This is a genomic window from Ensifer sp. NM-2, assembly GCF_003024455.1.
Taxonomy (GTDB): domain Bacteria; phylum Pseudomonadota; class Alphaproteobacteria; order Rhizobiales; family Rhizobiaceae; genus Ensifer; species Ensifer canadensis.
Genome location: NZ_PVZR01000001.1, coordinates 121,343 through 145,142, shown reverse-complemented (window position 1 = coordinate 145,142; position 23,800 = coordinate 121,343). Strand labels below are relative to the sequence as shown.

The following is a 23,800-nucleotide window of genomic DNA, read 5'->3' as shown; positions in this document are numbered from 1 at the left end:
ATCCATGCTCATCCGATGCTCCGTCACCCTTTGCCGGCAGACCTCGCGCGCATGACGATCGCAGATACATTCACCATGGCCAGCAACAGGCTACCGACAAAAGCCAGCGAAGGCAGAACCGGGCCTACCGGAAACGACTTTCCCTTATCCCAATAGACCCTAACGCCGCCAAAGAGGTCAGACAAGGTTTGCACGCTTGGGAAAAGCCCGAACACGGCAACCAAAAGCCAGAACAAGAGCATACCCCTTGAACCCCGAACCAGTTTCATTCTGATCAGGCGCGCAAAATCGAGTAACTTCAGCGGTGGATTCAATCCCGATACAACAGGTGCGAGCGGCGCGCGATCCAGCATGCGTTGCCGCGTTCGGCGTATCCTTGCAATGAAAAGCACATTGAACGAAATCAGGGCAACGGCAATGACGCTTGCGGCGCCATTGTTTAGTCCGCCGGCCCAACGGTAGCCATCCGCCAACACGGCAATAATGACGCTAACAAACAGCGCACAAAAGCCATACCCGTTGTCGACTCCAATCGACGCAAACTGTTTCGCGGTCAGCATTACCGGGTTCGGCCAGTTCCGCGGCCAATAGAAAACCGAGCCGTCATCCAGCGTCTTCCAGTTCCGGGCATTGCGCTGCGGTTTGAACGGCTCGGGCGCCTGGGATGATCGTCTGGCTCCCGCAAGCATCCATTCGATCCGACGCTCTGTGCGGCGGAAATAGAGGTAGAAGGCCGCCACCCCAAAAAGAAGCGCGGCGACAGGTATCGCAAGCGAGACCTCTCCATGGCCCGCGAAAACGCCGAGCACAACCGTTGGAATCAAGGTCAGGAACGACACAAGCGGGATCATGAACCTAAACCGCACGATGCGGCCGAGTGTCTGCTCATCGATGATAAACGTCGGCCCGGAAGGCGACCGGCGATAGAGGATCGTTCCGTCCTCTCGTTTCTCCCAATTCAAGCCGCGGTCAAACATGAAATCTTCTCCTCAAACGGCGCATAGGCCGGTGCCACGCCTCGACACACGTCAGAAGGCCATTCGGCCGCACGTCCAGGCTGCAATCACCATTCAATGCACCTAGAGGATTACTAATTTCTTTCCTTTTTTCCGCGGCGCCACGCCTTGAGATGGACGCGCAGCACGTATCCCGAGACGATGGCCAGTGCGGCGGCTTTTATCGAGCTGCCACCTTTATCGACGAAGTCCGGATGGCCGACGATCTTGGCGATGACAACAGTAGCGTAGGTGAAAAAAACCATTCCGGACAAAACGATGCCGCATAGCATCGTCATTTTGTCGTCGAACCAAAGTTCCCGAACGTACTCGAGGGTCGATGGCTGCACCGATAGTGGACCACTCTCAATATGGCGCGGCGCATTCGCCAAAATTTCTCGTAACCGCTGTCGGGCAGTGACAATAACCCCTGCGCTCACCACGACAGCAAACACAACGAAAACGACGGGTATTGCAGGTTGCTTCGCCCAAAGGCCAAAGAGAGGCGCCGCGAAAAGGAAGAAAGCAATGGGCACCACCCAGCACTTCCCAGTCAACCGGCTCAGCTCATCGAGCTCGTCTTCCGTAACGACAACCGCGGGCGCTCGCAAATTTTGCCGATAGCTTATCCTGCCGTCATCATGGCGGCGTACCAGTTTGAATCGATCGTCCACCGACATAGGCATATCCTCAACCAGTCAAACCATAGCCGATGGTCGTTACCGACGGGTCGCGCCGGCCTTTAGGATTTTACCGATGCATCATTCGATCGCAGCGCCCAGCCCGGCCATTAGCTCCAGAAACCCGGGAAAGCTGGTGGCGATCATCGTCGCGTCGTCGACGGTGACGGGGTGCTCCGAGGCAAGGCCCATGACGAGGAAGCTCATGGCGATGCGGTGGTCGAGATGGGTGGCGACGGCGGCGGCGGCATTGCCGAGACCCTTGCCGCCGGGGCGACCGTGCACGACGAGGGCGGCAGGTGCCTCCTCGCAATCGACGCCGGTGAGCTTGAGCCCGGCAGCAACGGCGGAAAGCCGATCGGATTCCTTGACGCGCAGCTCCTCAAGACCGCTCATGATAGTGCGGCCCTCGGCGAAAGCCGCCGCAACGGCCAGCACCGGGTATTCGTCGATCATCGAGGGAGCGCGATCTTCCGGCACCGTGATGCCCTTCAACTCCGAGTAACGGACGCGCAGGTCCGCCACGTCCTCGCCGCCCGCAGTCCTCGCGTTCAGGACATCTATCTGAGCGCCCATTTCCAGCAGCGTCACGATCAGTCCGGTGCGGATGGGGTTCATCAGCACGTTGAGAATGGTGATGTCGGAACCCGGCACGAGAAGCGCTGCCACCAGTGGAAAGGCCGCCGAGGACGGATCGCCGGGAACATCGATGTCCTGGCCGGTCAGTCTGCCCTGCCCTTCGAGCCGAATGATGCGTTCGCCCTCATTGCCAGTCTCAACCGCCAAGTTCGCGCCGAAGGCCTGCAGCATTCTCTCGGTATGATCGCGGGTGATCACCGGCTCGATCACCGTGGTGATGCCGGGTGCGTTCAGACCCGCGAGCAGCACGGCGGATTTCACCTGGGCCGAGGCCATCGGCACGCGATAGTTCACCGGGTTCGCCGTCTTCGGTCCGCGCAACGTCACCGGCAGGCGGCCGCCTTCGGCCGACGCCACCTGAACGCCCATCTGGCGCAGCGGATCGAGTACGCGGCCCATCGGACGTTTGGAAAGCGAGGCATCGCCGACGAAGGTTGTGGTGAAATCATAAGCGCCGACGAGCCCCATGGTCAGGCGGCAGCCGGTACCGGCATTGCCGAAATCGAGCGGGGCTTCGGGCTCAAGCAGCGCACCGTTGCCGAGACCGTCGACGATCCAGGTGCCGCCTTCCTCGCGCACCGTAGCGCCAAGCGCCCGCATCGCTCGTGCGGTGTTGATGACATCCTCGCCTTCGAGCAGGCCTGCAATGCGCGTCCGGCCGGCCGCAAGCCCGCCGAGCATCAGGGCGCGATGGGAAATCGACTTGTCGCCGCGGATACGCACCGTGCCGCCGAGTGCCTTGGATCTGCGCGCAATGGCAGGCTTTGCGATCAAGCCAGCGGACATATGAACCTTCCTCAAACCTGCGGCCGGAACCATCCATCGCCACAGGCGAAACGGCTACGGAGGCGCGACCACCTTCCGTTGCGTTGCCTAACACAATGCGATTGCGCGATCATCCTCCCGGGCGCAAGAAAAAGCAGGCGGCGCAGGGCTTTCGAGTTTTATCTTTGACAGATGCGGCCAAGATGATTATGGGGACCGGCTAATCATCATAGGCTTGATATCCTTTCCACCCGCCGGCTTTCCGGCAAGCGCCGGTTCGGCCGGCCATTCAAGAGGCTTTGACTGTGGCAAAAGCGGAACTCGGAACAAAGCGCATTGACCCGGAAACGGGGCGCAAATTCTACGATCTGAACCGTGATCCGATCGTTTCCCCCTACAGCGGCAAGTCCTACCCGCTGTCCTTCTTCGAAGAAACCTCGGTTGCCAAGGTGCTCGAGAAGGAAGAGGAAGAGGACGTCGCTGAAGTCGACACCGAGAACACGGAAGTCGAACTCGTATCGCTCGAGGAAGCTGACGACGAAGCAGCCGGCGGCGACGAGATTCCGGATCTGGGCGACGACGAGGTAGAGATCGACGGCGACGACGACGATACCTTCCTGCAGACCGACGACGAAGACGACGACGACGACATGAGCGACCTCATCGGCGTGTCCGACGACGACGACGACGTCTAAGCGCTTAAAATATTACGCGAATGCCTCCCGTCCCCTGCCAAATGGCGTGGACGGGAGCAAATCGGGCCGGAGCCAAATTATTTCCACCGGCCTGACATTTTCGGCTTGCTATCCGCGAAGAGCAGAAGTAATAAGCCGCCACTCGCCGGGCACAACAGCCCGACAAGTTTCCCGGAACCGGCCTTGCCGGACCCGATATGGGGCTATAGCTCAGCTGGGAGAGCGCTTGCATGGCATGCAAGAGGTCAGCGGTTCGATCCCGCTTAGCTCCACCAAATTTCTCCTGAAATACAAACCTTTGAACTGACCGCCTTTCACCATGTTTGGGCCAAACGTCTGCGCATGTCGGCCGGTATATTCCTTTCCGCTTTTTTTCTGGTACCAACGGGAAAATCGAACGGTTCGCTTGCGCAACCGGGTCGAATGCAAGTGCCGGGGGATCAGATGAGTTTTACCGAAACGACCAGAACGTCGTGGTTCGCGCGCCTCAAGAACGGTGTCATCGGCATCTTCATCGGTCTGCTGCTGGTCTTCGGCATGATCTGGCTGCTTACCTGGAACGAGGGCCGTTCGGTCAAGACCTATCGGGCACTCGTCGAGGGCGCCGGCGCTGTGGTCGACATCGACAGCGGCGCTGTCGAGGCTGGCAACGAGGGCAAGCTGGTTCACATCGCCAGCCGGGTCGAGCCCGTCGGCACGCCGGCCGACAGCCAACTCGGGATCTCCGCGAAGGGGGCTGCGGGCCTGCGCCGCTCGGTCGAGATGTACCAATGGGTCGAGGAAAAGAAGAGCGAGACGCGCAAGACGCTCGGCGGCGGCGAGGAAACGGTCACCACCTATTCCTACACCAAGGAGTGGCGCAGCGACCGCGCCGATTCAGCCGACTTCCGCGACGGCAACGGGCATCAGAACCCGGAAATGCCGATCTCAAGCGAGCGGTTCACCGTCGACCGCGCGATGCTCGGTGCGTTTTCCGTCAACGGCAGGGCCGTTGCCGATCTCGGCCGCGACAGCCCCGTGCAAATGGCGGACACTGACCTGCAGCACCTCGCCGACGCGCTCGACACCAATCGCCCCGTCAAGACCGACGGCCAGACGATCTTCGTCTCCGCCGATCGCCAGAACCCGGCCGTCGGCGATCTGCGCATCGGCTTTACCCGCGAAGACACGGAGACCGCGAGCTTCGTCGCCGCACAGAAAGGTGGCAGCCTTGCCCCCTACCGCACCACGAACGGTCGCGACCTGTTCCTGAGCTCAGCCGGCATCACCAGCGCCGCCGAAATGTTTGACGCCGCCCAGAGCGAGAACACGCTGATTTCCTGGCTGGTTCGGGTGGGCGGACTGATCGGCCTGTTCATCGGCTTCACGCTGATGCTGTCCCTTATCTCCATCATTGCCGACGTCATTCCGGTGCTCGGTTCTGTGGTCGCTTTCGGTACCGGCATCATCGCCGCGATCCTAACGTTGCTCCTCGGCCCTGTCGTCATCGCCGTCGCCTGGTTTGCCTATCGCCCGCTGTTGTCGCTGGCGATCGTCGCAGTCGGCGCGCTCATTGCTTTTGGCATCGGCTATCTGCGTGCCGGCAAGGCAAAGCCGATGTCCGGCGGCGTGCCGGCCTGATGAGCGGCGCAGGGTGTTGATTGGAGCAATTCCAGCAAAAATGCGGAGCGGTTTTGCGTCCGGATTTGCGTAAGAATAACGGGATCGAGCGGCTCCACGATTGCCTGGGTACGGGAGCGCTTTAGCCGGCCGGCCGATCGGCTTTGCGAAATATTAAGGGATCGTAGCGAAGAACACGGGCCTGATGTTTCTGCTTTCCAAGATATTCTGGCTCGTCGCGCAGCCCCTTTCCCTGGCGTTCTTCGCCGTCCTTGCCGGACTGCTGATGACGGCGGCCGGCCTCAGGCGCAGCGGCGTCGCCTTCGGCCTGCTCGGTGCGCTGGTGCTCTTCGTCAGCCTGTTCACGACCTCAGGATCCTATTTCCTGCAGATGCTCGAGGACCACTTCCCGCGGCCGACGGTACCGCCAGCAACCCTCTCCTGCGTCATCGTGCTCGGCGGCGCCTTCGAGAACGAGGTGATGGCGAGCCGTGGCGGCATCGAGTTCAACCAGGCGGCTGACCGCTTCATCGAGACGGCCATGCTGGCGAAGCGCTACCCACAAGCGCGCATCCTGATTTCCGGCGGCGACGGTTCGTTCAGCGGCGCCTATGACGGCGACGCCAAGGCATCGGAAGCCTTCTTTGCCACCTTCGGCATCGGCCCTGAACGGCTGATCCGCGAGGAGCAATCGAGAACGACATTCGAGAATGCCCGCAACACTGAGGCGTTGCTGACGGCAAACAGCCTTGCCAACTGCGCCCTGGTCACGTCGGCCTTCCATATGCCGCGTTCGGTCGGGCTTTTCCGCAAGCTCGGGCTGGAGGTCACTCCCTGGCCGACGGACTACCGCACCAGCGGCACGGTCACGCCCGGCTTCGATTTCACCCAACCCTCGCTCAATGCCCAATTGGCGACGACGGCGGTGCGCGAATGGATCGGGCTGGCGGCCTATTATTTCGGCGGCCGGACGGACAGCCTGCTTCCCGGCGTTTCACCCCCCAACGCTTCACCCCGTTGACGCGGCGGGCCTGGATGCTCCAGCTTGCGATGCGACCGATAACAGCGATGCGCCTATCAACGGAGCGGCCATGACGATCCTGGAAATCCTCGACTATGCGGGTGTTGCCGTCTTTGCCGCAACAGGAGCGCTCTCAGCTTCGCGCAAGCAGCTCGATATCATCGGCTATCTGTTCCTTGCCTCGGTCACCGGTATCGGCGGTGGAACGATGCGCGACGTCATCCTTGGCGCAACGCCGGTGTTCTGGGTGCTCAACCCGACCTACCTTCTGGTTTGCGTCTCGGTGAGCGTCATCCTGTTCTTCACCGCCCACCTGTTCGGCTCGCGTTACCGGGTGCTGGTCTGGCTCGATGCGATCGGCATGTCGGCCTATTGCGTCATGGGTGCTGCCAAGGGGCTGGCGGCAACAGGCTCGCCCGGGGTCGCGCTTGTCACCGGCATGTTGACGGCGACCTTCGGCGGCATATTGCGCGACCTCCTGGCGGGAGAGCCGTCAGTGCTGCTGCGTCCGGAAGTCTATGTGACGGCAGCTCTGGTCGGCTCCGCCGTGTTCGTCGTCGCGACGATGATCGGACTGCCGCTGGCCGCAACATCGGCGCTCGGCGTGGTCTCGGCCTTCACCGTGCGCGCCGGCGCACTCAAATACGGCTGGACGCTGCCCATCGGCAAAGCAAGCCCCGGCCGCGACCCCAACGATGTGATGTAGGAAAAGGTCGCTACGACCGTTCGCGCTTGCGGCGGAGACGAATGACCACGTCAACATGGGCAATTTCCATGCCTTCAGGCGGTTCCGGCAGATTGCCGATCTCGATATTGCTGACGGGAATATCGAGGACTTCGTTCTGGCCCTCGATGAAGAAGTGGTGATGGTCGGAGACGTTGGTGTCGAAGTAGGTCTTGGCGCTTTCCACCGCGAGCACGCGGATCATGCCGGCCTCGGTGAACTGATGCAGCGTGTTGTAGACGGTTGCCAGCGAAACCGGCACGCCGGCGACAACAGCCTCTTCATGTAGTTCTTCAACGGTCAGGTGACGGTCGCCCTTGGCGAAGATCAGATCGGCAAGCGCGACACGCTGACGCGTCGGGCGCAGACCCGAGCTGCGCAATCTCTCTTCCGAACTCACTTCGGTTGCTTTCGTCATCAAGGAGCGTTCCATGGATCCCGTAAAATTTACAATACTTCCGCTGCGATATAACTTTTGCACGCTGCTCTTTCAATAGATTCTAAGGTGCAGAACGGCTGGAATGCCTGAAAAACCGGCCTATTTCAAGGAAGGCTGGTATTTAACTCTGGTCGGACCCACATTGATCCTGTAAGCGACGGCGGAACGATATCGCAATCGAAATGGGCGACGCCGACGTCGGAAACATCGAAAACGGCCATCGGTGCGCTTCATTTCACAGCGAACTTGCTCTAAAGCAGGTCTGACAACACTTTATGTTACTCGGGGAAACAACCATTGATGACGACCAGGCAATCCAGCTTCAGCTATGAGGAAATCCTGACCTGCGGCCGAGGTGAACTGTTTGGCCCCGGCAACGCGCAGCTGCCGCTGCCGCCCATGCTCATGGTCCATCGCATCACGGAAATCTCCGAGACGGGCGGCGCCTTCGACAAGGGCTTCATTCGCGCCGAGTATGACGTGAGCCCTGATGACTGGTACTTCCCCTGCCATTTCCAGGGCAACCCGATCATGCCCGGCTGCCTCGGTCTCGACGGCATGTGGCAATTGACCGGGTTCTTCCTGGGCTGGCTCGGCGAACCGGGGCGCGGCATGGCGCTGTCAACCGGCGAAGTGAAGTTCAAGGGCATGGTTCGCCCCCATACCAAGCTGCTCGAGTACGGAATCGATTTCAAGCGGGTCATGCGCGGTCGCCTCGTGCTCGGCACTGCCGATGGCTGGCTGAAGGCCGACGGCGAAACCATCTACCAGGCAACCGACCTGCGTGTCGGTCTGTCGAAGGAAAAGACCGACTAAGCCGCGGGTTCTCCGCACCGAATGAGATAAAGAAAAGGTCATTACCATGAGACGGGTTGTTGTCACGGGCCTCGGGATCGTTTCCTCGATCGGGAATGATGCCGACGAAGTCACGGCATCGCTGCGCGACGCCAAATCGGGCATCACGTTTTCTTCCGATTTCGCCGAAAACGGCTTCAAGTGCCAGGTCTGGGGCGCACCGACGCTCGATCCGAGCGATCTCGTCGACCGGCGCGCCATGCGCTTCCTGTCGCAGGGCGGCGCGTGGAACCACGTGGCCATGAAGCAGGCGATCGCCGACTCCGGCCTCGAGGAAGCGGTCATTTCCCGCAACGAGCGCACCGGCATCATCATGGGCTCGGGTGGTCCGTCCACCCGCACGATCGTCGAGGCGGCGGACACGACCCGCAAGAACGTGAGCCCCAAGCGCATCGGCCCGTTTGCCGTGCCGAAGGCGATGTCGTCGACGGCTTCGGCCACGCTTGCGACCTGGTTCCAGATCCACGGCGTCAACTACTCGATCTCGTCGGCCTGCTCGACGTCTGCCCATTGCATCGGCAATGCCGCGGAGATGATCCAGTGGGGCAAGCAGGACGTGATGTTCGCCGGCGGCCACGAGGACCTGGACTGGACGATGTCCAACCTGTTCGATGCCATGGGCGCGATGTCCTCCAAGTACAACGACACGCCGTCGACCGCATCGCGCGCCTATGACGTCAGCCGTGACGGTTTCGTCATTGCCGGCGGTGCCGGCGTGCTGGTGCTCGAAGAGCTGGAACATGCCAAGGCGCGCGGCGCCAAGATCTACGCCGAAATCGTCGGCTATGGCGCGACTTCTGACGGCTACGACATGGTCGCCCCATCAGGCGAAGGCGCGATGCGCTGCATGCGCCAGGCGCTGTCGACCGTGAAGGGCGACGTCGACTACATCAACACGCACGGCACGTCGACCCCGGTCGGCGACAGCAAGGAAATCGGCGCCATCCGCGAAGTGTTCGGCGCGAAGATCCCGCACATCCAGTCGACGAAGTCGCTCACCGGCCACTCGCTCGGCGCTGCCGGCGTCCAGGAATCGATCTACGGTCTCCTGATGATGCAGGGTGGCTTCATCGGCGAGAGCGCCCATATCAGCGAACTCGACCCGGAATTCGATGGTGTGCCGATCGTGCGCAAGCGCATCGACAACGCCAAGATCGATACGGTTCTTTCCAATTCGTTCGGCTTCGGCGGAACCAACGCAACGCTCGTCTTCCAGCGCTACAACGGATAACACCATGACGGGACTGATGAATGGAAAGCGTGGCCTCATCATGGGTGTGGCCAACAACCACTCTATTGCCTGGGGCATCTCGAAGGCGCTGGCAGCGCAGGGCGCGGAACTGGCCTTCACCTACCAGGGTGAAGCGCTTGGCAAGCGCGTGAAGCCGCTGGCGGCCGAGGTCGGCTCCGACTTTCTGCTGCCTTGCGACGTCGAGGACATCGCTTCCGTCGATACGGTCATCTCGGCCATCAAGGAACGCTGGGGCAAGCTCGACTTCATCGTCCACGCCATCGGCTTTTCCGACAAGAACGAGCTGAAGGGCCTCTACGCCGACACGACGCGCGACAACTTCAGCCGCACCATGGTGATCTCGTGCTTCTCCTTCACGGAGATCGCCAAGCGCGCCGCCGAACTGATGAACGACGGCGGCTCGATGCTGACCCTGACCTATGGCGGCTCGGTGCGGGTGATGCCGAACTACAACGTCATGGGCGTTGCCAAGGCGGCTCTCGAAGCCTCCGTGCGCTATCTTGCGGCCGACTACGGCGTGCGCGGCATCCGCGTCAACGCGATTTCTGCCGGCCCGATCCGCACGCTTGCAGGCGCCGGCATTTCCGATGCGCGGGCCATGCTCTCCTGGCAGCAGAAGAATTCGCCGCTTCGCCGCACCGTCACCATCGACGATGTCGGCAGTTCGGCGCTCTACCTGCTTTCCGATTTGTCGCGTGGCGTCACCGGCGAAATCCACTACGTGGATTCGGGCTACAACATCACCTCGATGCCGGCGCTCGACGCGCTCAGGACCGCCGACGCCGAGTAAAGCTGATGGGTGGGCACAGCCCAGAGATGACGAGCCCCGGTGCGGTTATCGCCGGGGCTTTTTTGTTGGCGTGTTTTCCAGTTTGGTTGGCTCCCGCGCCCGGCGCCTGCCGCTATTCCAGATCCATCGTGGTGAAGACCCGGCAATTGTCGGGCGCAGGCGTGCCACGGCAAATATCCGCATCGACCAGTTGGCCGACGGGCAGCTCGCTCGTCAACAGCAGCACCGTGGACAATTGATAGCGGCCGAGATTGCCGTCCGCGCTGCGCAGGCGTTCGACCAGGGACTGGTATCGCACGCCCATTTCACCGTAGTAAGCCACGAGTTTCCGGGTGTCGGCCTCGTTTCCGGCTAGCGTCGGAATGTCTTCGACGATCGCCCCCTCTCCCGCGAGTCGTCGATTGCCGGATGCAAGGACAAGCGTACATGCCTGTGAGCAGGCTCCAAGCGAAACTGCCTTGCCGATATACTCGGCCGCCTTGCGGTCGTTTGCGGTACAGTTCTTCTGATCTCGCTGACATCCAACGAAAATGGTCGTGCCCACCGCCACGCTCAGCTTGCTCTTGCGGATGAGGCGGCCGAGTGCCATCGCAGCCGCCATATCGCCACCGGGCGATCGCAGGACCAATGGTAGCTTGCGGCCTGCGAGCGTTTTCAAGGTTGCCTTCAGCAGTGCCGGCGTCTTCGGACCGATGGTGCCTGCGGCGGAAATCCATTCCGGACATGTCGGCTCGCAACCGACCTCGTTCGAGCGCACGACGACAAACCGCATCTGCTGCTCAGCCGCCATTGCCGGCCGCTCCATCAACAGGCTTGCGGCCAGCAGACAGATCAGCAGCACTACTCGTCGCAGGCGGGGCGTGGCGCAGCCGACGGGAGAACTCCATATGCGCATTCCGGTCTCCAACCCAGATCCCCTCGTCTAACGCTTCAGGTCCGACATAACGAAAACCCGGCAATTGGCGGAGGCGGGCACCGTCTTGCAGACCCCGGCCGCGGTCAGCAGCTCGACCCCGCCCAGTTGCGTGATCAACTTCATCTCCATCATCGCCACAGGTTCGATCTTGCGCATGTCGGCAGCGGGCGTGATCTTCATCTGATCGATGACCGCACGCCCGACGCCCATTTCCGCTAGGTATGCGGCCAGTTCGCGCTCCATCGCCTTGCTCATCTCGTAGGTCTTGCGGTTGCCAACATTCTTTTGGCTGACGACTTTCTTGCTGATTATCTTCTTCCTGCCGTTCACTATCCGATATTTCTCCTGGTACCGTGTCTGGACCTGAGCGTAGACAGCGGTGATCTGGTGAACGCCCAGATATGCCCACTGGCCGACCACACGCCGGGCACCGCCGGCAAGCATCAGCGGGCAGGCGGAGTTGCAATAGGCTCCGCCCGAATAGGCAGTCCCGATGAGGCGGGCACCCTTGCCGTCATTGTCGCGGCAATCCTTCTGCTGCGGCTGACAACCGACGAAGCGCGTCTTGCCGACCGCCACTTCGAGCTTTCGCGCCCGGATGATCCGTCCGAGCACCATGGCGGCATCGACGTCGCCGCCGAGCGACGTCACGACGATCGGCAGGCGGCGGTCGCCGATCGCCTTGAGCAGCTTCTTGAGATGCGTCGGACTTTCGCGAACGATCGTCCCCTCGGCCGATATCCACTCCGGGCATGTCGGCTCGCACCCCGGCTGATTGCTGCGAACCACCAAGAACTGCATGTCAGCGCCGCCGGCCGGCGATGCCAGAACTGTCGAGGCTGAGGCCAGGAGCCCGGCCAACAGACAGAGAATGGCCACGGAATGCAGGAAGACGTCGCGTAGAAGTGTCGTGCCGAGCAAAGAAGTCCCTCATCCCGACTGTTTGAGCGTCGATCAGAACGCAGCGCTTTCGCTGGATTCCAGTCTCGCAGCCCCGCCCGGCGCCGAGCTGAAGAAAATGTCTAGTCCGCAAAATCCATGCGGCAAATGTGACTGTCGAAACAAATGTCAGGCGACAATTCTGGTTGCGTTGTCATGGAATAACACCAACGATAGCACGACACGAAAACGGAGGGCAACAGCACTCACATCGTGGATCGCTGGGCCATTCCGGACGACGGGGCTGTCTCGATAGCCGACGTTTGCGACGCCACAGCCGCTCCAGGGGGCGTAACCGGCAATGCCGTTCAAAAGCGCCGCTGGGGCGCCTTGTATCGACGCCCCTTCCGAGACAAGCGTGAGAAAAGAGAGGTTTTTTCCGCTGGCGATCGCGTCAACGCCGACGTCACTGGCTGCGGGCGTCGTCATGGACCGAAAGGTTCAAGGCCAGAGAAACAGGACAAGCAGGACGACGATGATCGCCAGCACGACCAGGCCGGTATGCGTGCGCCGCGCCGGATCCAGCGGCAGACGGTAGAGGCTCTTCAGGAACGACAGGGGCACTTCCGAGGTGGCTCCGTGCCCCTCGGCGTGCTTTATATCCTTGGCGATGGCTTCGGCCGCATCCTCGGTCAAAGGCGGCCTGTTCACTCCCCACGTCATGGCACCCATCCTTCGACGAGACACATCGGCAGCGAGCATGGTGAGCCCGATCAAGGATGATGGCAACAGGCAATCTTTTGCCTTCACGCCGACGGATGAGGCGCACACCCAAAAACGAAAGAGCCGGGCGACGAACCCGGCTCCTTGCTTGACTTCGATTGCGGCTCAGCGCTTGCCCCAGAGAACCTTGAAGCGTGCGTTGCGGCAGGTCTCGCCATATTCCTTGAAGGTCTCGGCGAGCACCTGCTCATACTGCAGGCCGCGATTGGCGACCAGCATGACCTTGCCGCCCTGCTTCAGCGCCTTGTGCGCCGCCTTGATGATCGCCACGCCCAGCGCCGGTTCGGCGGCATGGCCTTCGTGGAACGGCGGGTTCATGACGATGAGATCGTATTTGTCGCGCGGCTCTTCGCTCGTCAGGTCGAACCAGTAGAAGCGCGCCGGCATGCGCGGAGCGTTTGCCGGCATGTTGACGCGGGCCGCCTCCAGCGCATCGTGGTCGGCCTCGAAGAGGTCGATGCCCTTCGTGCCGGGCGACGCTTCGGCGAGCTTGACCGCGAGATAGCCCCAGCCGGCGCCGAAATCGGCGGCATGGCCGTTGAAGTCGCGCGGCAGGCGCGAGGCCAGCAGTTCGGAGCCGGCATCGATGCGATCGTGCGAGAACATGCCCGGAGAAGCTGCGAACAGGCCGTCGACCCGGACCGGCACCTTGGCAAGTTTCTGAACAGCGTCGGTGACGTCTTCCGGTCGGGTGAACCAGAAGGCGACGCCGTGATATTTCGGCAGGTGATCGCCATCCCATTCGAACTTGGCGATGCGCTTCTTCAGCGACTGGATGCCATCTTCCTTGCCGCCGGCAACGACGATGAGCGCGCCGTCGCGCGTGCGCTTCAGCGCCTCGGCGATGCGGTCCTCGTTTTCACCCTTGTGCTTGCCGCACAGGATCAGCGCGACGTCGTAGTCCTCACCGGTGACCACAGGCGCCACGTCGGCGCGCTCGGCCTCAAGGGCGCGATACAGCGGCCTTAGCGGCTGGACGGAAGCGATCGACGCCCCGAAGCCCTCGGGCAGCCTGTAGCCCGCCTCAGCACCGAGGAAGAGCACACGCTCGCCCTCGCCCGGCGGGTCGATAACCCCGGTTTCGAACGGGTGGAACAGGGTCTTCAATGCGTCTCGGCTCATCGGTTTCTTCCGTCGATATCAGTACAAGAAAAGGGCGCGGAGCGATCCGCTCCGCGCCCCGAATGCGTTCGGGTAGAGACCGCTTATTCAGCGGCTTCGCCGTCACCCTTCTTTTCTGCAGCAACTTCCTTGCCGGTCGCCTGGTCGACGACCTTCATGGAAAGGCGAACCTTGCCGCGCTCGTCGAAGCCCATCAACTTGACCCAGACCTTGTCGCCTTCCTTGACGACGTCGGTGGTCTTGGCAACGCGCTCCGAGGCAAGCTGCGAGATATGGACGAGGCCGTCACGGGCGCCGAAGAAGTTGACGAAGGCGCCGAAGTCGGCGGTCTTGACAACGGTGCCTTCGTAGACCTGGCCGACTTCCGGCTCGGCAACGATCGAGTGGATCCACTTGCGGGCCGCTTCGATTTCCTTGCCCGAAGAAGAAGCGATCTTCACGGTGCCGTCGTCTTCGATGTTGATCTTGGCGCCGGTCTTTTCGACGATTTCGCGGATGACCTTGCCGCCGGAGCCGATGACTTCACGGATCTTGTCGACCGGGATGTTCATCACTTCGATGCGCGGTGCGAATTCGCCGAGCTGGCCGCGGCTTTCGGAGATGGCCTTGGCCATTTCGCCGAGGATGTGGAGACGGCCGCCCTTGGCCTGGTTGAGCGCAATGCCCATGATCTCTTCGGTGATGCCCTCGATCTTGATGTCCATCTGGAGCGAGGTAATGCCGGCGTCGGTGCCTGCAACCTTGAAGTCCATGTCGCCGAGGTGATCTTCGTCGCCGAGGATGTCGGAGAGAACGGCGAAGCGCTCATCTTCCTTGATCAGGCCCATGGCGATACCGGCAACCGGCTTTGCCAGAGGAACGCCTGCATCCATGAGAGCGAGCGAGGTGCCGCAGACCGTCGCCATCGACGACGAGCCATTGGATTCGGTGATCTCGGAAACGACGCGCAGCGTGTAGGGGAACTGCTCGGCTTCCGGCAGCATCGGGCGGATAGCGCGCCAGGCAAGCTTGCCGTGACCGATTTCGCGGCGGCCCGGGGAGCCCATGCGACCGGTTTCACCGACCGAGAAGGGCGGGAAGTTGTAGTGCAGCATGAAGCGTTCTTTGTACATGCCGGTCAGGCTGTCAACGTACTGTTCGTCTTCGCCGGTGCCGAGCGTGGCAACGACGATCGCTTGGGTTTCACCGCGGGTGAAGAGCGCCGAACCGTGGGTACGCGGCAGAAGACCGACTTCCGAGACGATCGGACGTACGGTTTCGAGATCGCGGCCGTCGATGCGGCTCTTGGTGTCGAGGATGTTCCAACGAACGATCTTGGCCTGCAGGTGCTTGAAGACAGCGCCGATAACCTCAGGCGTATGCGCCGGCTCGATGCCTTCCGGCAGGAAGTGCGCCTTTACCTTCGCCTTGACAGCGTCGACGGCAACGTAGCGAGCAACCTTCTCGGTGATCTTGTAGGCATTGCGCAGTTCGTCTTCGGCAAGCGAAAGCATGGCGTTTTCGAGAGCGGAATGATCTTCCGGTTCGAATTCGCGCGGCTCCTTGGCGGCAACTTCAGCGAGCTTGATGATGGCGTCGATGACCGGCTGGAAACCCTTCTGGCCGAATACGACGGCGCCGAGCATGATGTCTTCGGCCAGTTCCTTGGCTTCCGACTCGACCATCAGCACGGCTTCCTGCGTGCCGGCGACGACGAGGTCGAGGGTCGACTCGTCCATCTCATCGAGATGCGGGTTAAGAACGTACTGGCCGTTGATGTAGCCGACGCGCGCGCCGCCGATCGGGCCCATGAACGGGATGCCGGACAGCGTCAGCGCAGCGGAAGCTGCAACCATCGACAGGATGTCGGGATTGTTTTCGAGGTCATGCTGCATGACCGTGACGATGACCTGGGTGTCGTTCTTGTAGCCATCGGGGAAAAGCGGGCGGATCGGGCGGTCGATCAGACGCGAAACCAGCGTTTCGTTCTCGCTCGGACGACCTTCGCGCTTGAAGTAGCCGCCCGGGATTTTGCCGGCGGCGTAGGTCTTTTCCTGGTAGTTGACGGTCAGCGGGAAGAAGTCCTGGCCCGGCTTCGGCGACTTGGCCGAAACGACGGTGGCGAGAACGACGGTTTCGCCGTAGGTGGCGAGAACGGCGCCGTCAGCCTGACGGGCGACCTTGCCGGTTTCGAGCTTGAGCGGACGCCCAGCCCATTCGATTTCAACCTTATGGGTATCGAACATGTTCTGTCCTTCGTGTGCGGCAGACCTTTCCGCGGCTGTTGCAGCGCGGGTGGTCGAAAAACCGCCTGGTATGGCGCATCACGGGCAAGACAACGGGAGGCTTCAAAAGAGACCGGCCGCTTTCCGCTTTGCAAGACCTGGCTGCTCTGCAGCGGGTTCTGCAAGCAGGCGCCGAAGCATCCTGCAATCCTGCCCCATGACGGGCCATCGGTTGATCCGCGGATCCGGCCCATCCGGCCCGCTGGATACCTCTCCTTGTGTGCGCCTAGTGCGCTTGCGGAGAGTTCATTTCCTGAGCGCTCTGCGCTCCATAATAAAAAAGGCCGGCGGACCGCATGCGATCCGCCGGGCAAGTCGCTTAGCGACGGATGCCGAGGGCACCAATCAGCTTGGTGTAGCGCGCTTCGTCTTTCTTTTTCAGATAGTCGAGGAGCGAACGACGGCTGGAAACCATCGCGAGAAGACCACGGCGGGAATGGTTATCCTTCTTGTGGCCCTTGAAGTGTTCGGTCAGGTTGTTGATCCGTTCCGTCAGGATAGCTACCTGGACTTCCGGAGAACCGGTGTCGCCTTCAACGGTTGCATATTCCTTGATGAGCTGAGCCTTACGCTCTGCAGCAATCGACATCGGATGATCCTTTCGATTTCGAGGATTTAGGGACGCCTTCAGCCGGGATGTCGTCCAGCTGCGGCCGTGAATGCAACGGGCATGCGCCTTTTGCTGGCGTGCCTATAACCGAATTGGATGAAAAAGGAAAGGGTCATGAAAATGGCTCTTCAGCGATGGCCGGCCGCCTCTCAATTGCCTGACGGTCGCGGGCGCATCGGCGCCGACTTCAGCTGGTCGCCATCAACCGGGACACAGTCGAGATAGGCGGCAAACACCCATCCGAGTTCGCCGGCAACGCTCGAAACCAGCGCCCAGCCCCTGCCGGCATGCCGGCGTTCGCCGACCCGGCGAACCTTGCTGCCATTGGCCAATGTCATGACGATCCGGCCGTTCGGTTCCGTGCGGACATTACGGCGCCGCGCGTCAAATATGACGCGCAAAGGACGCTGTAACGCTTTAGACCTGCTGCATAATTTTATCCTTAAATCGGATCCGATTTAAGGAATTATGCAGTAAGCGGCGTGCCGGTCGGGTCTGAGACGACACAGGCCACATCCTGGCCGGCGGCGGGTGCCGCAGCCATCAGGCTCAACACGACTGAGAGAATGCCGATGCGACCTGTCCAGCCCCGCATTCCTGCCCCTTTTCAAAACCAACCGTTCAAAACCGAATGCGTCTCAAGGCTCCGCGTCGTCCCCTTCGCCACCCTTGGCATTCCGCGGGATGTTGATCCGCCACTCGATGCCGTCGGGATGCATGATCCGTTCTAATTCGGCCTTCAGCGCCATGCCGAGCATACGCTCCAGCACCAGCGTTCCAAAGCCCTTGCGGGTCGGGTTCGTCTGCGCCTCGATGTCGGCCCCCTCCTCGCGCCAACGAACGGCGATGCCCTCGTCGGACAGCGACCAGCTGAGCTTGACGACACCGGTGGTATTGGCAAGCGCACCATACTTCGTGGCGTTCGTGGCCAGTTCATGCAGCGCCATGCCGAGCGTTTGTGCGCTCTCCGTGTCGAGCCTTAGGGGCGGGCCCGACAGGACCACACGCTTGGGATCATCCGGGGTGAACGGCTGCAGCTGGTTCTGGGCAAGCTCGCGGAAATCGACGCCCTGGGCGGCGTTGGCAATCATCAGATCTGTCGAGCGAGCAAGGCCGGCGATGCGCTTGCGGAAGGAGTCCGCGAAGTCGGCGACGCTTTCGGCCGAATGCACCGACTGATTCAGCATCGACTGGATCACCGTCAGCTGGTTCTTCGAGCGGTGGGCAACCTCGCGCATCAGGAAGCGGATCTCGCCCTCGGCCTTGGTGCGCGACGCCGCGGCCTTGGCAAGGGCTGCGGATACGGTCTCGACTTCGGCGATCATATGCGGGCGCGGCTCGATGCGCTCGCCGGCGCCGAGGCGGCGTGCGTCGAGCGCGACCAGTTTCACCCCTTGCGACAGAAGCCTTGCGATCGCCAGCGATCCCGCAATGGCAATGCCGGCAAAGATGATGCCGCCAAGCGACAGCCACAGGAAGGACCAGGTGGCCGGCGCATCGACCGTGGTGCGCGGCGCCCAGGCGATGATCCGCCAGCCGGTCACGACGGAGAACTCCGTTGCCACCCGATAGGCGGTACCGTTTTCGGTGATGTTGCGCACGCCGATGCTGATCGCCGGCACCTTGTCGAGGAAGAACGGTTCACCCGCCTTGACCCCGGTGTCGGAGGAAATGATGACCTTGCCGTTGCCGTCGACCAGAGCGGCGTTCCAGCCGGGCGACAGCGTTTCGCGGTTCACGGCCTTGGCCATGCTCTCGGCGTTCTGCGTCAGAGCGAGCAGGTATTCCTCGCCGGTTGGAAGCTTCGCCGGCAAATAAACGTTGAAGACCCACTTTTCGGCCGTCTGGCCGAAGAAGACGTTCGAGACCAGCGGCGCACCATTGTTGGTGAAGGCCCGCTCGACGGAGGCGGGATCGGAGGCCTTGGCGAGCGGCGTGCCAAAGGGCACCCGGGTGTTCATGAGCTGATTGTGCTTGCGGTCGATGACGATCAGATAGGAATCGGTATCGGCGAGCGCCGTCGAGGCCCTGCGATAGAAGGCCTCCATGTCGCCGCCCTCCATCGCCGGTGCGGTCGACAGCACCTTCAGCGTCGTCAGCATTCCCTCGACATCGCGCTCGACGATGCGCGTCACCGATCCGGTCGAGGCCTGCAGCAGCGCGGTGATGACCTGCTCCTGTGCGTCGACGCTGCGCTTCAGCACCACGAGCGAAAAGATGAACGCGGGAACGATCGCGATCAGCAGCAGCGAAGTCAGGTAGAAACGGAAAGGCCGCGTCATGCGGTGACGAACGAAATCGAGAGCTGTCGCCAGGCGACCCACGGCAGTCTCCCTTCCCTCTTGCGAAACCTGCGCCAAATGCACCGCCTTTCAACCACAGCGTCGCGCGTCGAATGTAGCGCGCGAAGGCCACCGCAACACCTTAAAACTGCGTCATAATCCTCGCTCCAAATCAATGCCGATCCGGAAAATCATGCAGCAGCCATGACCGCCGGACGGCGGCCGAAACGGGCGACAGCAGGCGACGAGCGCCTGCTTGCGAGCTGGAAACGGAACCGTTTCGAAGCAGCCCCAAGCCCTTGGGCGGGATCATGCGTCAGCGATGCGGCAAAGGCAAATGTGGCGATCGAAGCGATCAGCCGACGGCAAAGACCCGCTTCGGGCGGAACTCGCCTTCGGCGATCTCACCGATGGCGATCAGCTTGCCGCGGGTGGTCGCATAGGCTTCTGGCGTTGCCAGAGGCGCGTCTCGGCCACGCAGGATGATAGGATTGCCCATCTTCAGCCGATGCGCCTGGTCGTCGCTGACGGCGATATGCGGCAGGCTGGACAGCGCCTCGCCGGTTTCGATGACGAACGCATCGAGGGCTGCCAGCCGCTCGTCCTCGTCTTCGATCTTTTCGAGTGCCACCAGATCGGCGAGCGGCACCATGTCATCCTCGCCGAACGGCGCGACGAAGGTGCGCCGCAGCGAAGCGATGTGGCCGAAACAGCCTAGATCGCGGCCCATGTCGCGGGCGATCGAGCGAACATAAGTGCCCTTGCCGCATTCGATCTCGAACTGGGCGAGATTGGGCGCGGCGCCGAGCAGCGTCAGGCGGAACACCTCGACTTCGCGTGCCGGGATATCGACGGTCTCGCCATCGCGGGCGAGATCGTAGGCGCGCTCGCCGTCGATCTTGATCGCAGAGAACTGCGGCGGCACCTGGCTGATAACGCCGGTATAGTTCGGCAAGAGGGCGCGGATCGCCTCTTCGGTCGGGCGTGCGTCCGAAGAATGCGTCACCTGGCCTTCGAGATCGTCGGTCGAGCGCTCTTCGCCCCAGGCGACCGTAAATTCATAGATCTTGCGGCCATCCATGACATAGGGGACGGTCTTGGTCGCGTCGCCAAGAGCGATCGGCAGCATGCCGGACGCCAGTGGATCGAGCGTGCCGGCATGGCCGGCCTTCTGCGCCTTGAACAGCCACTTGATCTTGGAAACGGCTTCGGTCGAGCCGAAATCGAGCGGCTTGTCGAGGATCAGCCAGCCCGAGATCGGACGGCCCTTGGGTTTACGCGGTTTGGACATGAACTCTTCTATTCTTCGTCGTCGGTATTCGGATCGAGGTCGCGGCTGACTTCGGGCGAACGAAGCAGGGCATCGATCTTCTTGTAGTTGTCGAAGCTGGTATCGTCGCGGAAGCGAACTTCGGGCATGTACTTCAACTGGCGCAAATGCGGGCCGAGGCGGCCGCGAATGTACTTGGCGTTCTTGTTCAGCGCCTCGATGACCTCAGCATGATTGGGAACGCCGAGCGGCGTCACAAAGGCGGTCGCGATCCTCAGGTCGGTCGACATGCGCACTTCGGAGATCGCGATCAGCGTCTTCTCGATCACGGGATCGCGGACGTCGCCCCGCTGTAGAACCTGCGTGATCGCGGCGCGCACCTGTTCACCGATGCGCAGCATGCGCTGGGAGGGGGCAGAGGATGTGGCTCTGGTCATTGGTCAATACCTCAAAAAAATGCGAGCGCCGAAGGATAACCCGGCGCCCGCACAATTTCTAATCGGACGGATCTTACAGCGTCCGCGTGATGTGTTCGACGCGGAAGCACTCGATCGTGTCGCCTGCGCGGATGTCTTCGTAGTTCTCGAACGCCATACCGCATTCCTGACCGACGTTGACTTCCGAGACTTCGTCCTTGAAGCGCTTGAGCGTCTTGAGCTTGCCTTCGTGGATGACGACGTTGTCGCGAACCAGACGGACGCCGACGCCGCGCTCGACCTTGCCTTCGGTGACGCGGCAACCCGCGACCTTGCCGACCTTGGTGATGTTGAACACCTCAAGGATCTCGGCGTTGCCGAGGAAGGTTTCGCGACGCTCGGGCGAAAGCAGACCGGACATCGCCGCCTTAACGTCATCCACCAGATCGTAGATGATGTTGTAGTAGCGGATTTCGATGCCTCCACGCTCGGCTGCCGAACGGGCCTGATTGTTGGCACGAACGTTGAAGCCGATGATGGCGGCGTTCGATGCTTCTGCGAGCGAGATATCCGACTCGGTGATACCGCCAGCACCCGAATGGACGATGCGCGCACGCACTTCGTCGGTTCCGAGCTTGTCCAGCGCACCGGCGATCGCTTCGATCGAGCCTTGCACGTCGCCCTTGATGACGAGCGGGAACTCCTTGAGACCGGAGGTCTGGAGCTGGGTCATCATCTGCTCGAGCGAACCGCGCGAACCGGACTGACGGGCAACTGCCTTGTCGCGGGCAAGCCGCAGGCGGTATTCCGAGATCTCGCGAGCGCGGCTTTCGTTTTCGACGACGGCGAACTTGTCGCCTGCTGCCGGCGTGCCCGACAGGCCGAGAACTTCGACCGGCATCGACGGACCGGCTTCCTTGACGTGTTCACCCTTGTCGTTGACCAGGGCGCGCACACGGCCCCACTGGTCGCCGGCAACGATGATCTGGCCCGGACGCAGCGTACCCTTCTGAACGAGCACGGTTGCGACGGCGCCGCGGCCACGGTCGAGTTCGGCTTCAACCACAGTACCTTCGGCTGTCCGGTTCGGATTGGCCTTGAGGTCGAGGATTTCGGCCTGGAGCAGGATCGCTTCGAGCAGCTTGTCGAGGTTGGTGCCGTTCTTCGCCGAGACTTCCACGTCGAGAACTTCACCGCCCATGGATTCGACGAAGACTTCATGCTGCAGAAGTTCGGTGCGAACCTTCTGGGCATTGGCCGCCGGCTTGTCGACCTTGTTGATCGCCACGATGATCGGAACACCGGCCGCTTTGGCGTGGTTGATGGATTCGATCGTCTGCGGCATCACGCTGTCGTCGGCCGCAACCACCAGGATGGCAATGTCGGTCGCCTGGGCACCACGGGCACGCATGGCGGTGAACGCCGCGTGGCCGGGTGTGTCGATGAAGGTGATCTTGTTACCGTTCTGCTCGACCTGGTAGGCGCCGATGTGCTGGGTGATGCCACCCGCTTCGCCGGCAACCACGTTGGCATGACGGATGGCGTCGAGCAGCGAGGTCTTGCCGTGGTCGACGTGACCCATGATCGTGACGATCGGCGGACGCGAGACCAGTTCTTCCTCGATGTCGGAAACGTTGAAGATGCCTTCTTCGACGTCGGACTCGGAAACACGCTTGACGGTGTGGCCGAATTCGCCGGCGATGAGTTCAGCCAGGTCGGCATCGATCAGATCGCCGGGCTTCATCATCTGGCCTTCCTTCATCAGGTACTTGATGACGTCGACGGCGCGTTCGGACATGCGCTGCGACAGTTCCTGAATCGTGATGGTTTCCGGCAGAACGACTTCGCGCGAAATCTTCTCGCGGGTCTCCTGCATCTGGCTGCGCTTGAACTTCTCCTGGCGGCGACGCATCGCCGACAGCGAGCGGGCGCGCTGGCCGGCATCCTCGTCGGCAGCGGTGGTCAGCGTCAGCTTGCCCTGGCGGCGACCATCGTCACCCTTCGGGCGCGTGACCGGCTTTGCCGGCTCCGGACGCACGACCTTGCCACGAACCGGACCTGCGCCGGGGCGCGGGCTGCGATCCTCATCCTTTTCGTTGTCGACCTTGCGGCCGCGCAGAGCACCGGCCGGTGCCGGCGTCGGAAGACCTGCTGCCGGGGCGGCGGCGGGCCGTGCAGCCTGCGGGCGATTGTCGACGCGACGCTCGCCGGCTGCAGGTGCGCGAGCAGCCACGGGGCGCTCTTCGACAACCTCTTCGGCCTTGGCTTCGGGCTCGACAGCCGGGCGGGCTGCTTCCTCGGCGGCGCGACGTGCGGCGTCTTCCTTCTCCTGCAGGAGACGGGCTTCTTCCTCACGCTTGCGGCGCGCTTCGTTCTCGGCGCGGATGACCGCTTCTTCAGCTTCGCGGATCTGGGCTTCGGCCAGAGCGCGGCGGCGCGCATCGATCTCACCGGCGGAAAGCTGGTTCAGAACGACACCGACGCGCGGACGGTTCGCCTGGTTGGCTTCCTGGCGCGTCTGGTGCTGCTGTGGCTGCGGGGCCGGGCGGCCCGAAGGCTGCGGCTGAGCCGGACGCTGTTCGGCCGGCCGTGCGGCGGGAGCCGCGGCAACCGGCGTGATCGGGCGCTCGTCCTTGGGGCGATGGAAGGGGCGTTTCTTGGTTTCGACCACGACCGCCTTGGTGCGGCCACGGCCCATGTCCTGACGCACGGTCCCCTGCGAAACCCCGGAGGGCTTCAGGGTCAGCGTCTTCTTGCCTGCTGCGCCGCCTGTCTTGTCGTCGTTGTTGTCGGTCATTCCGTTC

24 protein-coding genes and 1 tRNA gene are annotated in these 23,800 nt (G+C 62.0%); 8 read left to right on the top strand and 17 right to left on the bottom strand.

Annotation, left to right across the window (positions count from 1 at the left end):
• Positions 1-23 precede the first annotated feature (23 nt).
• The 3 genes from C6558_RS00720 to aroA all read right to left on the bottom strand — a co-directional run bounded on the left by C6558_RS00720 (position 24) and on the right by aroA (position 3,100).
• Positions 24-977 carry a hypothetical protein gene (locus C6558_RS00720; RefSeq protein ID WP_057212534.1) on the bottom strand — a complete coding sequence of 318 codons (954 nt, stop codon included), beginning with the start codon at positions 975-977 and terminating at the stop codon, positions 24-26.
• 113 nt (positions 978-1,090) lie between these two features.
• Positions 1,091-1,675 (bottom strand): hypothetical protein, encoded by a 585-nt coding sequence (locus tag C6558_RS00715; protein ID WP_025425508.1) that lies wholly within the window; start codon positions 1,673-1,675, stop codon positions 1,091-1,093.
• 81 nt (positions 1,676-1,756) lie between these two features.
• Positions 1,757-3,100 carry a 3-phosphoshikimate 1-carboxyvinyltransferase gene (gene aroA / locus C6558_RS00710; protein WP_025425507.1) on the bottom strand — a complete coding sequence of 448 codons (1,344 nt, stop codon included), beginning with the start codon at positions 3,098-3,100 and terminating at the stop codon, positions 1,757-1,759.
• Positions 3,101-3,384: 284 nt separating this feature from the next.
• On the opposite strand from aroA, the gene C6558_RS00705 reads away from it, so the two are divergent.
• The 5 genes from C6558_RS00705 to C6558_RS00685 all read left to right on the top strand — a co-directional run bounded on the left by C6558_RS00705 (position 3,385) and on the right by C6558_RS00685 (position 7,100).
• Positions 3,385-3,774 carry a TIGR02300 family protein gene (locus C6558_RS00705; protein WP_025425506.1) on the top strand — a complete coding sequence of 130 codons (390 nt, stop codon included), beginning with the start codon at positions 3,385-3,387 and terminating at the stop codon, positions 3,772-3,774.
• A gap of 199 nt (positions 3,775-3,973) precedes the next feature.
• Positions 3,974-4,049 (top strand) — tRNA-Ala (locus C6558_RS00700).
• Positions 4,050-4,218: 169 nt separating this feature from the next.
• On the top strand, positions 4,219-5,394 hold the full coding sequence (locus C6558_RS00695) for a TMEM43 family protein (RefSeq protein ID WP_057212561.1): 1,176 nt from the start codon (positions 4,219-4,221) through the stop codon (positions 5,392-5,394).
• 184 nt (positions 5,395-5,578) lie between these two features.
• A complete protein-coding gene (locus C6558_RS00690; RefSeq protein WP_025425504.1) occupies positions 5,579-6,394 on the top strand; it encodes a YdcF family protein in 816 nt (271 codons plus the stop codon).
• Positions 6,395-6,464: 70 nt separating this feature from the next.
• Positions 6,465-7,100 carry a trimeric intracellular cation channel family protein gene (locus C6558_RS00685; protein WP_025425503.1) on the top strand — a complete coding sequence of 212 codons (636 nt, stop codon included), beginning with the start codon at positions 6,465-6,467 and terminating at the stop codon, positions 7,098-7,100.
• Between the two features lie 10 nt (positions 7,101-7,110).
• On the opposite strand, the gene irrA is transcribed toward C6558_RS00685, so the two are convergent.
• The gene (irrA, locus tag C6558_RS00680) at positions 7,111-7,536 is read right to left on the bottom strand and encodes an iron response transcriptional regulator IrrA (protein WP_025425502.1); all 426 of its coding nucleotides are present in this window, start codon (positions 7,534-7,536) and stop codon (positions 7,111-7,113) included.
• Positions 7,537-7,857: 321 nt separating this feature from the next.
• On the opposite strand from irrA, the gene fabA reads away from it, so the two are divergent.
• The 3 genes from fabA to fabI are packed head-to-tail and all read left to right on the top strand — an operon-like array spanning position 7,858 to position 10,454.
• Entirely contained in the window at positions 7,858-8,373 is a 516-nt protein-coding gene (gene fabA, locus C6558_RS00675) for a 3-hydroxyacyl-[acyl-carrier-protein] dehydratase FabA (RefSeq protein ID WP_025425501.1), read from the top strand.
• Positions 8,374-8,419: 46 nt separating this feature from the next.
• Positions 8,420-9,643, top strand: coding sequence for a beta-ketoacyl-ACP synthase I (fabB, locus tag C6558_RS00670; protein WP_025425500.1), 1,224 nt, complete (start codon positions 8,420-8,422; stop codon positions 9,641-9,643).
• Positions 9,644-9,647: 4 nt separating this feature from the next.
• The gene (gene fabI, locus C6558_RS00665) at positions 9,648-10,454 is read left to right on the top strand and encodes an enoyl-ACP reductase FabI (protein ID WP_025425499.1); all 807 of its coding nucleotides are present in this window, start codon (positions 9,648-9,650) and stop codon (positions 10,452-10,454) included.
• Positions 10,455-10,566: 112 nt separating this feature from the next.
• Here the strand turns inward: fabI and C6558_RS00660 are convergent, their stop codons facing one another.
• From C6558_RS00660 to infB, 13 genes are all read right to left on the bottom strand, one after another.
• Positions 10,567-11,349: a hypothetical protein gene (locus C6558_RS00660; protein ID WP_128090450.1), complete on the bottom strand. Its 783-nt coding sequence runs from the start codon at positions 11,347-11,349 to the stop codon at positions 10,567-10,569.
• Between the two features lie 27 nt (positions 11,350-11,376).
• The gene (locus C6558_RS00655; protein WP_051509143.1) at positions 11,377-12,291 is read right to left on the bottom strand and encodes a hypothetical protein; all 915 of its coding nucleotides are present in this window, start codon (positions 12,289-12,291) and stop codon (positions 11,377-11,379) included.
• Between the two features lie 147 nt (positions 12,292-12,438).
• Positions 12,439-12,738 carry a hypothetical protein gene (locus C6558_RS00650; protein WP_025425498.1) on the bottom strand — a complete coding sequence of 100 codons (300 nt, stop codon included), beginning with the start codon at positions 12,736-12,738 and terminating at the stop codon, positions 12,439-12,441.
• Between the two features lie 12 nt (positions 12,739-12,750).
• A complete protein-coding gene (locus tag C6558_RS00645) occupies positions 12,751-12,972 on the bottom strand; it encodes a hypothetical protein (protein ID WP_038575800.1) in 222 nt (73 codons plus the stop codon).
• 165 nt (positions 12,973-13,137) lie between these two features.
• Positions 13,138-14,154: a class I SAM-dependent methyltransferase gene (locus C6558_RS00640; RefSeq protein ID WP_025425496.1), complete on the bottom strand. Its 1,017-nt coding sequence runs from the start codon at positions 14,152-14,154 to the stop codon at positions 13,138-13,140.
• An 83-nt stretch (positions 14,155-14,237) separates the two neighbouring features.
• Positions 14,238-16,379, bottom strand: a complete 2,142-nt coding sequence (pnp, locus tag C6558_RS00635) for a polyribonucleotide nucleotidyltransferase (RefSeq protein WP_025425495.1) — start codon at positions 16,377-16,379, stop codon at positions 14,238-14,240.
• 358 nt (positions 16,380-16,737) lie between these two features.
• Positions 16,738-17,007 carry a 30S ribosomal protein S15 gene (gene rpsO, locus C6558_RS00630; protein WP_025425494.1) on the bottom strand — a complete coding sequence of 90 codons (270 nt, stop codon included), beginning with the start codon at positions 17,005-17,007 and terminating at the stop codon, positions 16,738-16,740.
• A gap of 170 nt (positions 17,008-17,177) precedes the next feature.
• Positions 17,178-17,429, bottom strand: a complete 252-nt coding sequence (locus C6558_RS00625) for an SH3 domain-containing protein (RefSeq protein WP_025425493.1) — start codon at positions 17,427-17,429, stop codon at positions 17,178-17,180.
• A 65-nt stretch (positions 17,430-17,494) separates the two neighbouring features.
• Complete coding sequence (locus tag C6558_RS41365) at positions 17,495-17,623, bottom strand: hypothetical protein (RefSeq protein ID WP_255569776.1); 129 nt, start codon at positions 17,621-17,623, stop codon at positions 17,495-17,497.
• 43 nt (positions 17,624-17,666) lie between these two features.
• On the bottom strand, positions 17,667-19,388 hold the full coding sequence (locus C6558_RS00620) for a sensor histidine kinase (RefSeq protein ID WP_025425492.1): 1,722 nt from the start codon (positions 19,386-19,388) through the stop codon (positions 17,667-17,669).
• Between the two features lie 277 nt (positions 19,389-19,665).
• Positions 19,666-20,601 carry a tRNA pseudouridine(55) synthase TruB gene (truB, locus tag C6558_RS00615; protein ID WP_025425491.1) on the bottom strand — a complete coding sequence of 312 codons (936 nt, stop codon included), beginning with the start codon at positions 20,599-20,601 and terminating at the stop codon, positions 19,666-19,668.
• An 8-nt stretch (positions 20,602-20,609) separates the two neighbouring features.
• Positions 20,610-21,017 carry a 30S ribosome-binding factor RbfA gene (rbfA, locus tag C6558_RS00610; protein ID WP_025425490.1) on the bottom strand — a complete coding sequence of 136 codons (408 nt, stop codon included), beginning with the start codon at positions 21,015-21,017 and terminating at the stop codon, positions 20,610-20,612.
• A gap of 73 nt (positions 21,018-21,090) precedes the next feature.
• Entirely contained in the window at positions 21,091-23,793 is a 2,703-nt protein-coding gene (gene infB, locus C6558_RS00605; RefSeq protein ID WP_025425489.1) for a translation initiation factor IF-2, read from the bottom strand.
• Between the last annotated feature and the right edge of the window lie 7 nt (positions 23,794-23,800).

Bases quoted from the DNA above. Each gene is read 5' to 3' on its own strand.
- C6558_RS00720 (WP_057212534.1), bottom strand. From the start codon at position 977: ATGTTTGACCGCGGCTTGAATTGGGAGAAACGAGAGGACGGAACGATC.
- C6558_RS00715 (WP_025425508.1), bottom strand. From the start codon at position 1,675: ATGTCGGTGGACGATCGATTCAAACTGGTACGCCGCCATGATGACGGC.
- aroA (WP_025425507.1), bottom strand. From the start codon at position 3,100: ATGTCCGCTGGCTTGATCGCAAAGCCTGCCATTGCGCGCAGATCCAAG.
- C6558_RS00695 (WP_057212561.1), top strand. From the start codon at position 4,219: ATGAGTTTTACCGAAACGACCAGAACGTCGTGGTTCGCGCGCCTCAAG.
- C6558_RS00690 (WP_025425504.1), top strand. From the start codon at position 5,579: ATGTTTCTGCTTTCCAAGATATTCTGGCTCGTCGCGCAGCCCCTTTCC.
- C6558_RS00685 (WP_025425503.1), top strand. From the start codon at position 6,465: ATGACGATCCTGGAAATCCTCGACTATGCGGGTGTTGCCGTCTTTGCC.
- irrA (WP_025425502.1), bottom strand. From the start codon at position 7,536: ATGACGAAAGCAACCGAAGTGAGTTCGGAAGAGAGATTGCGCAGCTCG.
- fabA (WP_025425501.1), top strand. From the start codon at position 7,858: ATGACGACCAGGCAATCCAGCTTCAGCTATGAGGAAATCCTGACCTGC.
- fabB (WP_025425500.1), top strand. From the start codon at position 8,420: ATGAGACGGGTTGTTGTCACGGGCCTCGGGATCGTTTCCTCGATCGGG.
- fabI (WP_025425499.1), top strand. From the start codon at position 9,648: ATGACGGGACTGATGAATGGAAAGCGTGGCCTCATCATGGGTGTGGCC.
- C6558_RS00660 (WP_128090450.1), bottom strand. From the start codon at position 11,349: ATGCGCATATGGAGTTCTCCCGTCGGCTGCGCCACGCCCCGCCTGCGA.
- C6558_RS00650 (WP_025425498.1), bottom strand. From the start codon at position 12,738: ATGACGACGCCCGCAGCCAGTGACGTCGGCGTTGACGCGATCGCCAGC.
- C6558_RS00645 (WP_038575800.1), bottom strand. From the start codon at position 12,972: ATGACGTGGGGAGTGAACAGGCCGCCTTTGACCGAGGATGCGGCCGAA.
- C6558_RS00640 (WP_025425496.1), bottom strand. From the start codon at position 14,154: ATGAGCCGAGACGCATTGAAGACCCTGTTCCACCCGTTCGAAACCGGG.
- pnp (WP_025425495.1), bottom strand. From the start codon at position 16,379: ATGTTCGATACCCATAAGGTTGAAATCGAATGGGCTGGGCGTCCGCTC.
- rpsO (WP_025425494.1), bottom strand. From the start codon at position 17,007: ATGTCGATTGCTGCAGAGCGTAAGGCTCAGCTCATCAAGGAATATGCA.
- C6558_RS41365 (WP_255569776.1), bottom strand. From the start codon at position 17,623: ATGCGGGGCTGGACAGGTCGCATCGGCATTCTCTCAGTCGTGTTGAGC.
- truB (WP_025425491.1), bottom strand. From the start codon at position 20,601: ATGTCCAAACCGCGTAAACCCAAGGGCCGTCCGATCTCGGGCTGGCTG.
- rbfA (WP_025425490.1), bottom strand. From the start codon at position 21,017: ATGACCAGAGCCACATCCTCTGCCCCCTCCCAGCGCATGCTGCGCATC.
- infB (WP_025425489.1), bottom strand. From the start codon at position 23,793: ATGACCGACAACAACGACGACAAGACAGGCGGCGCAGCAGGCAAGAAG.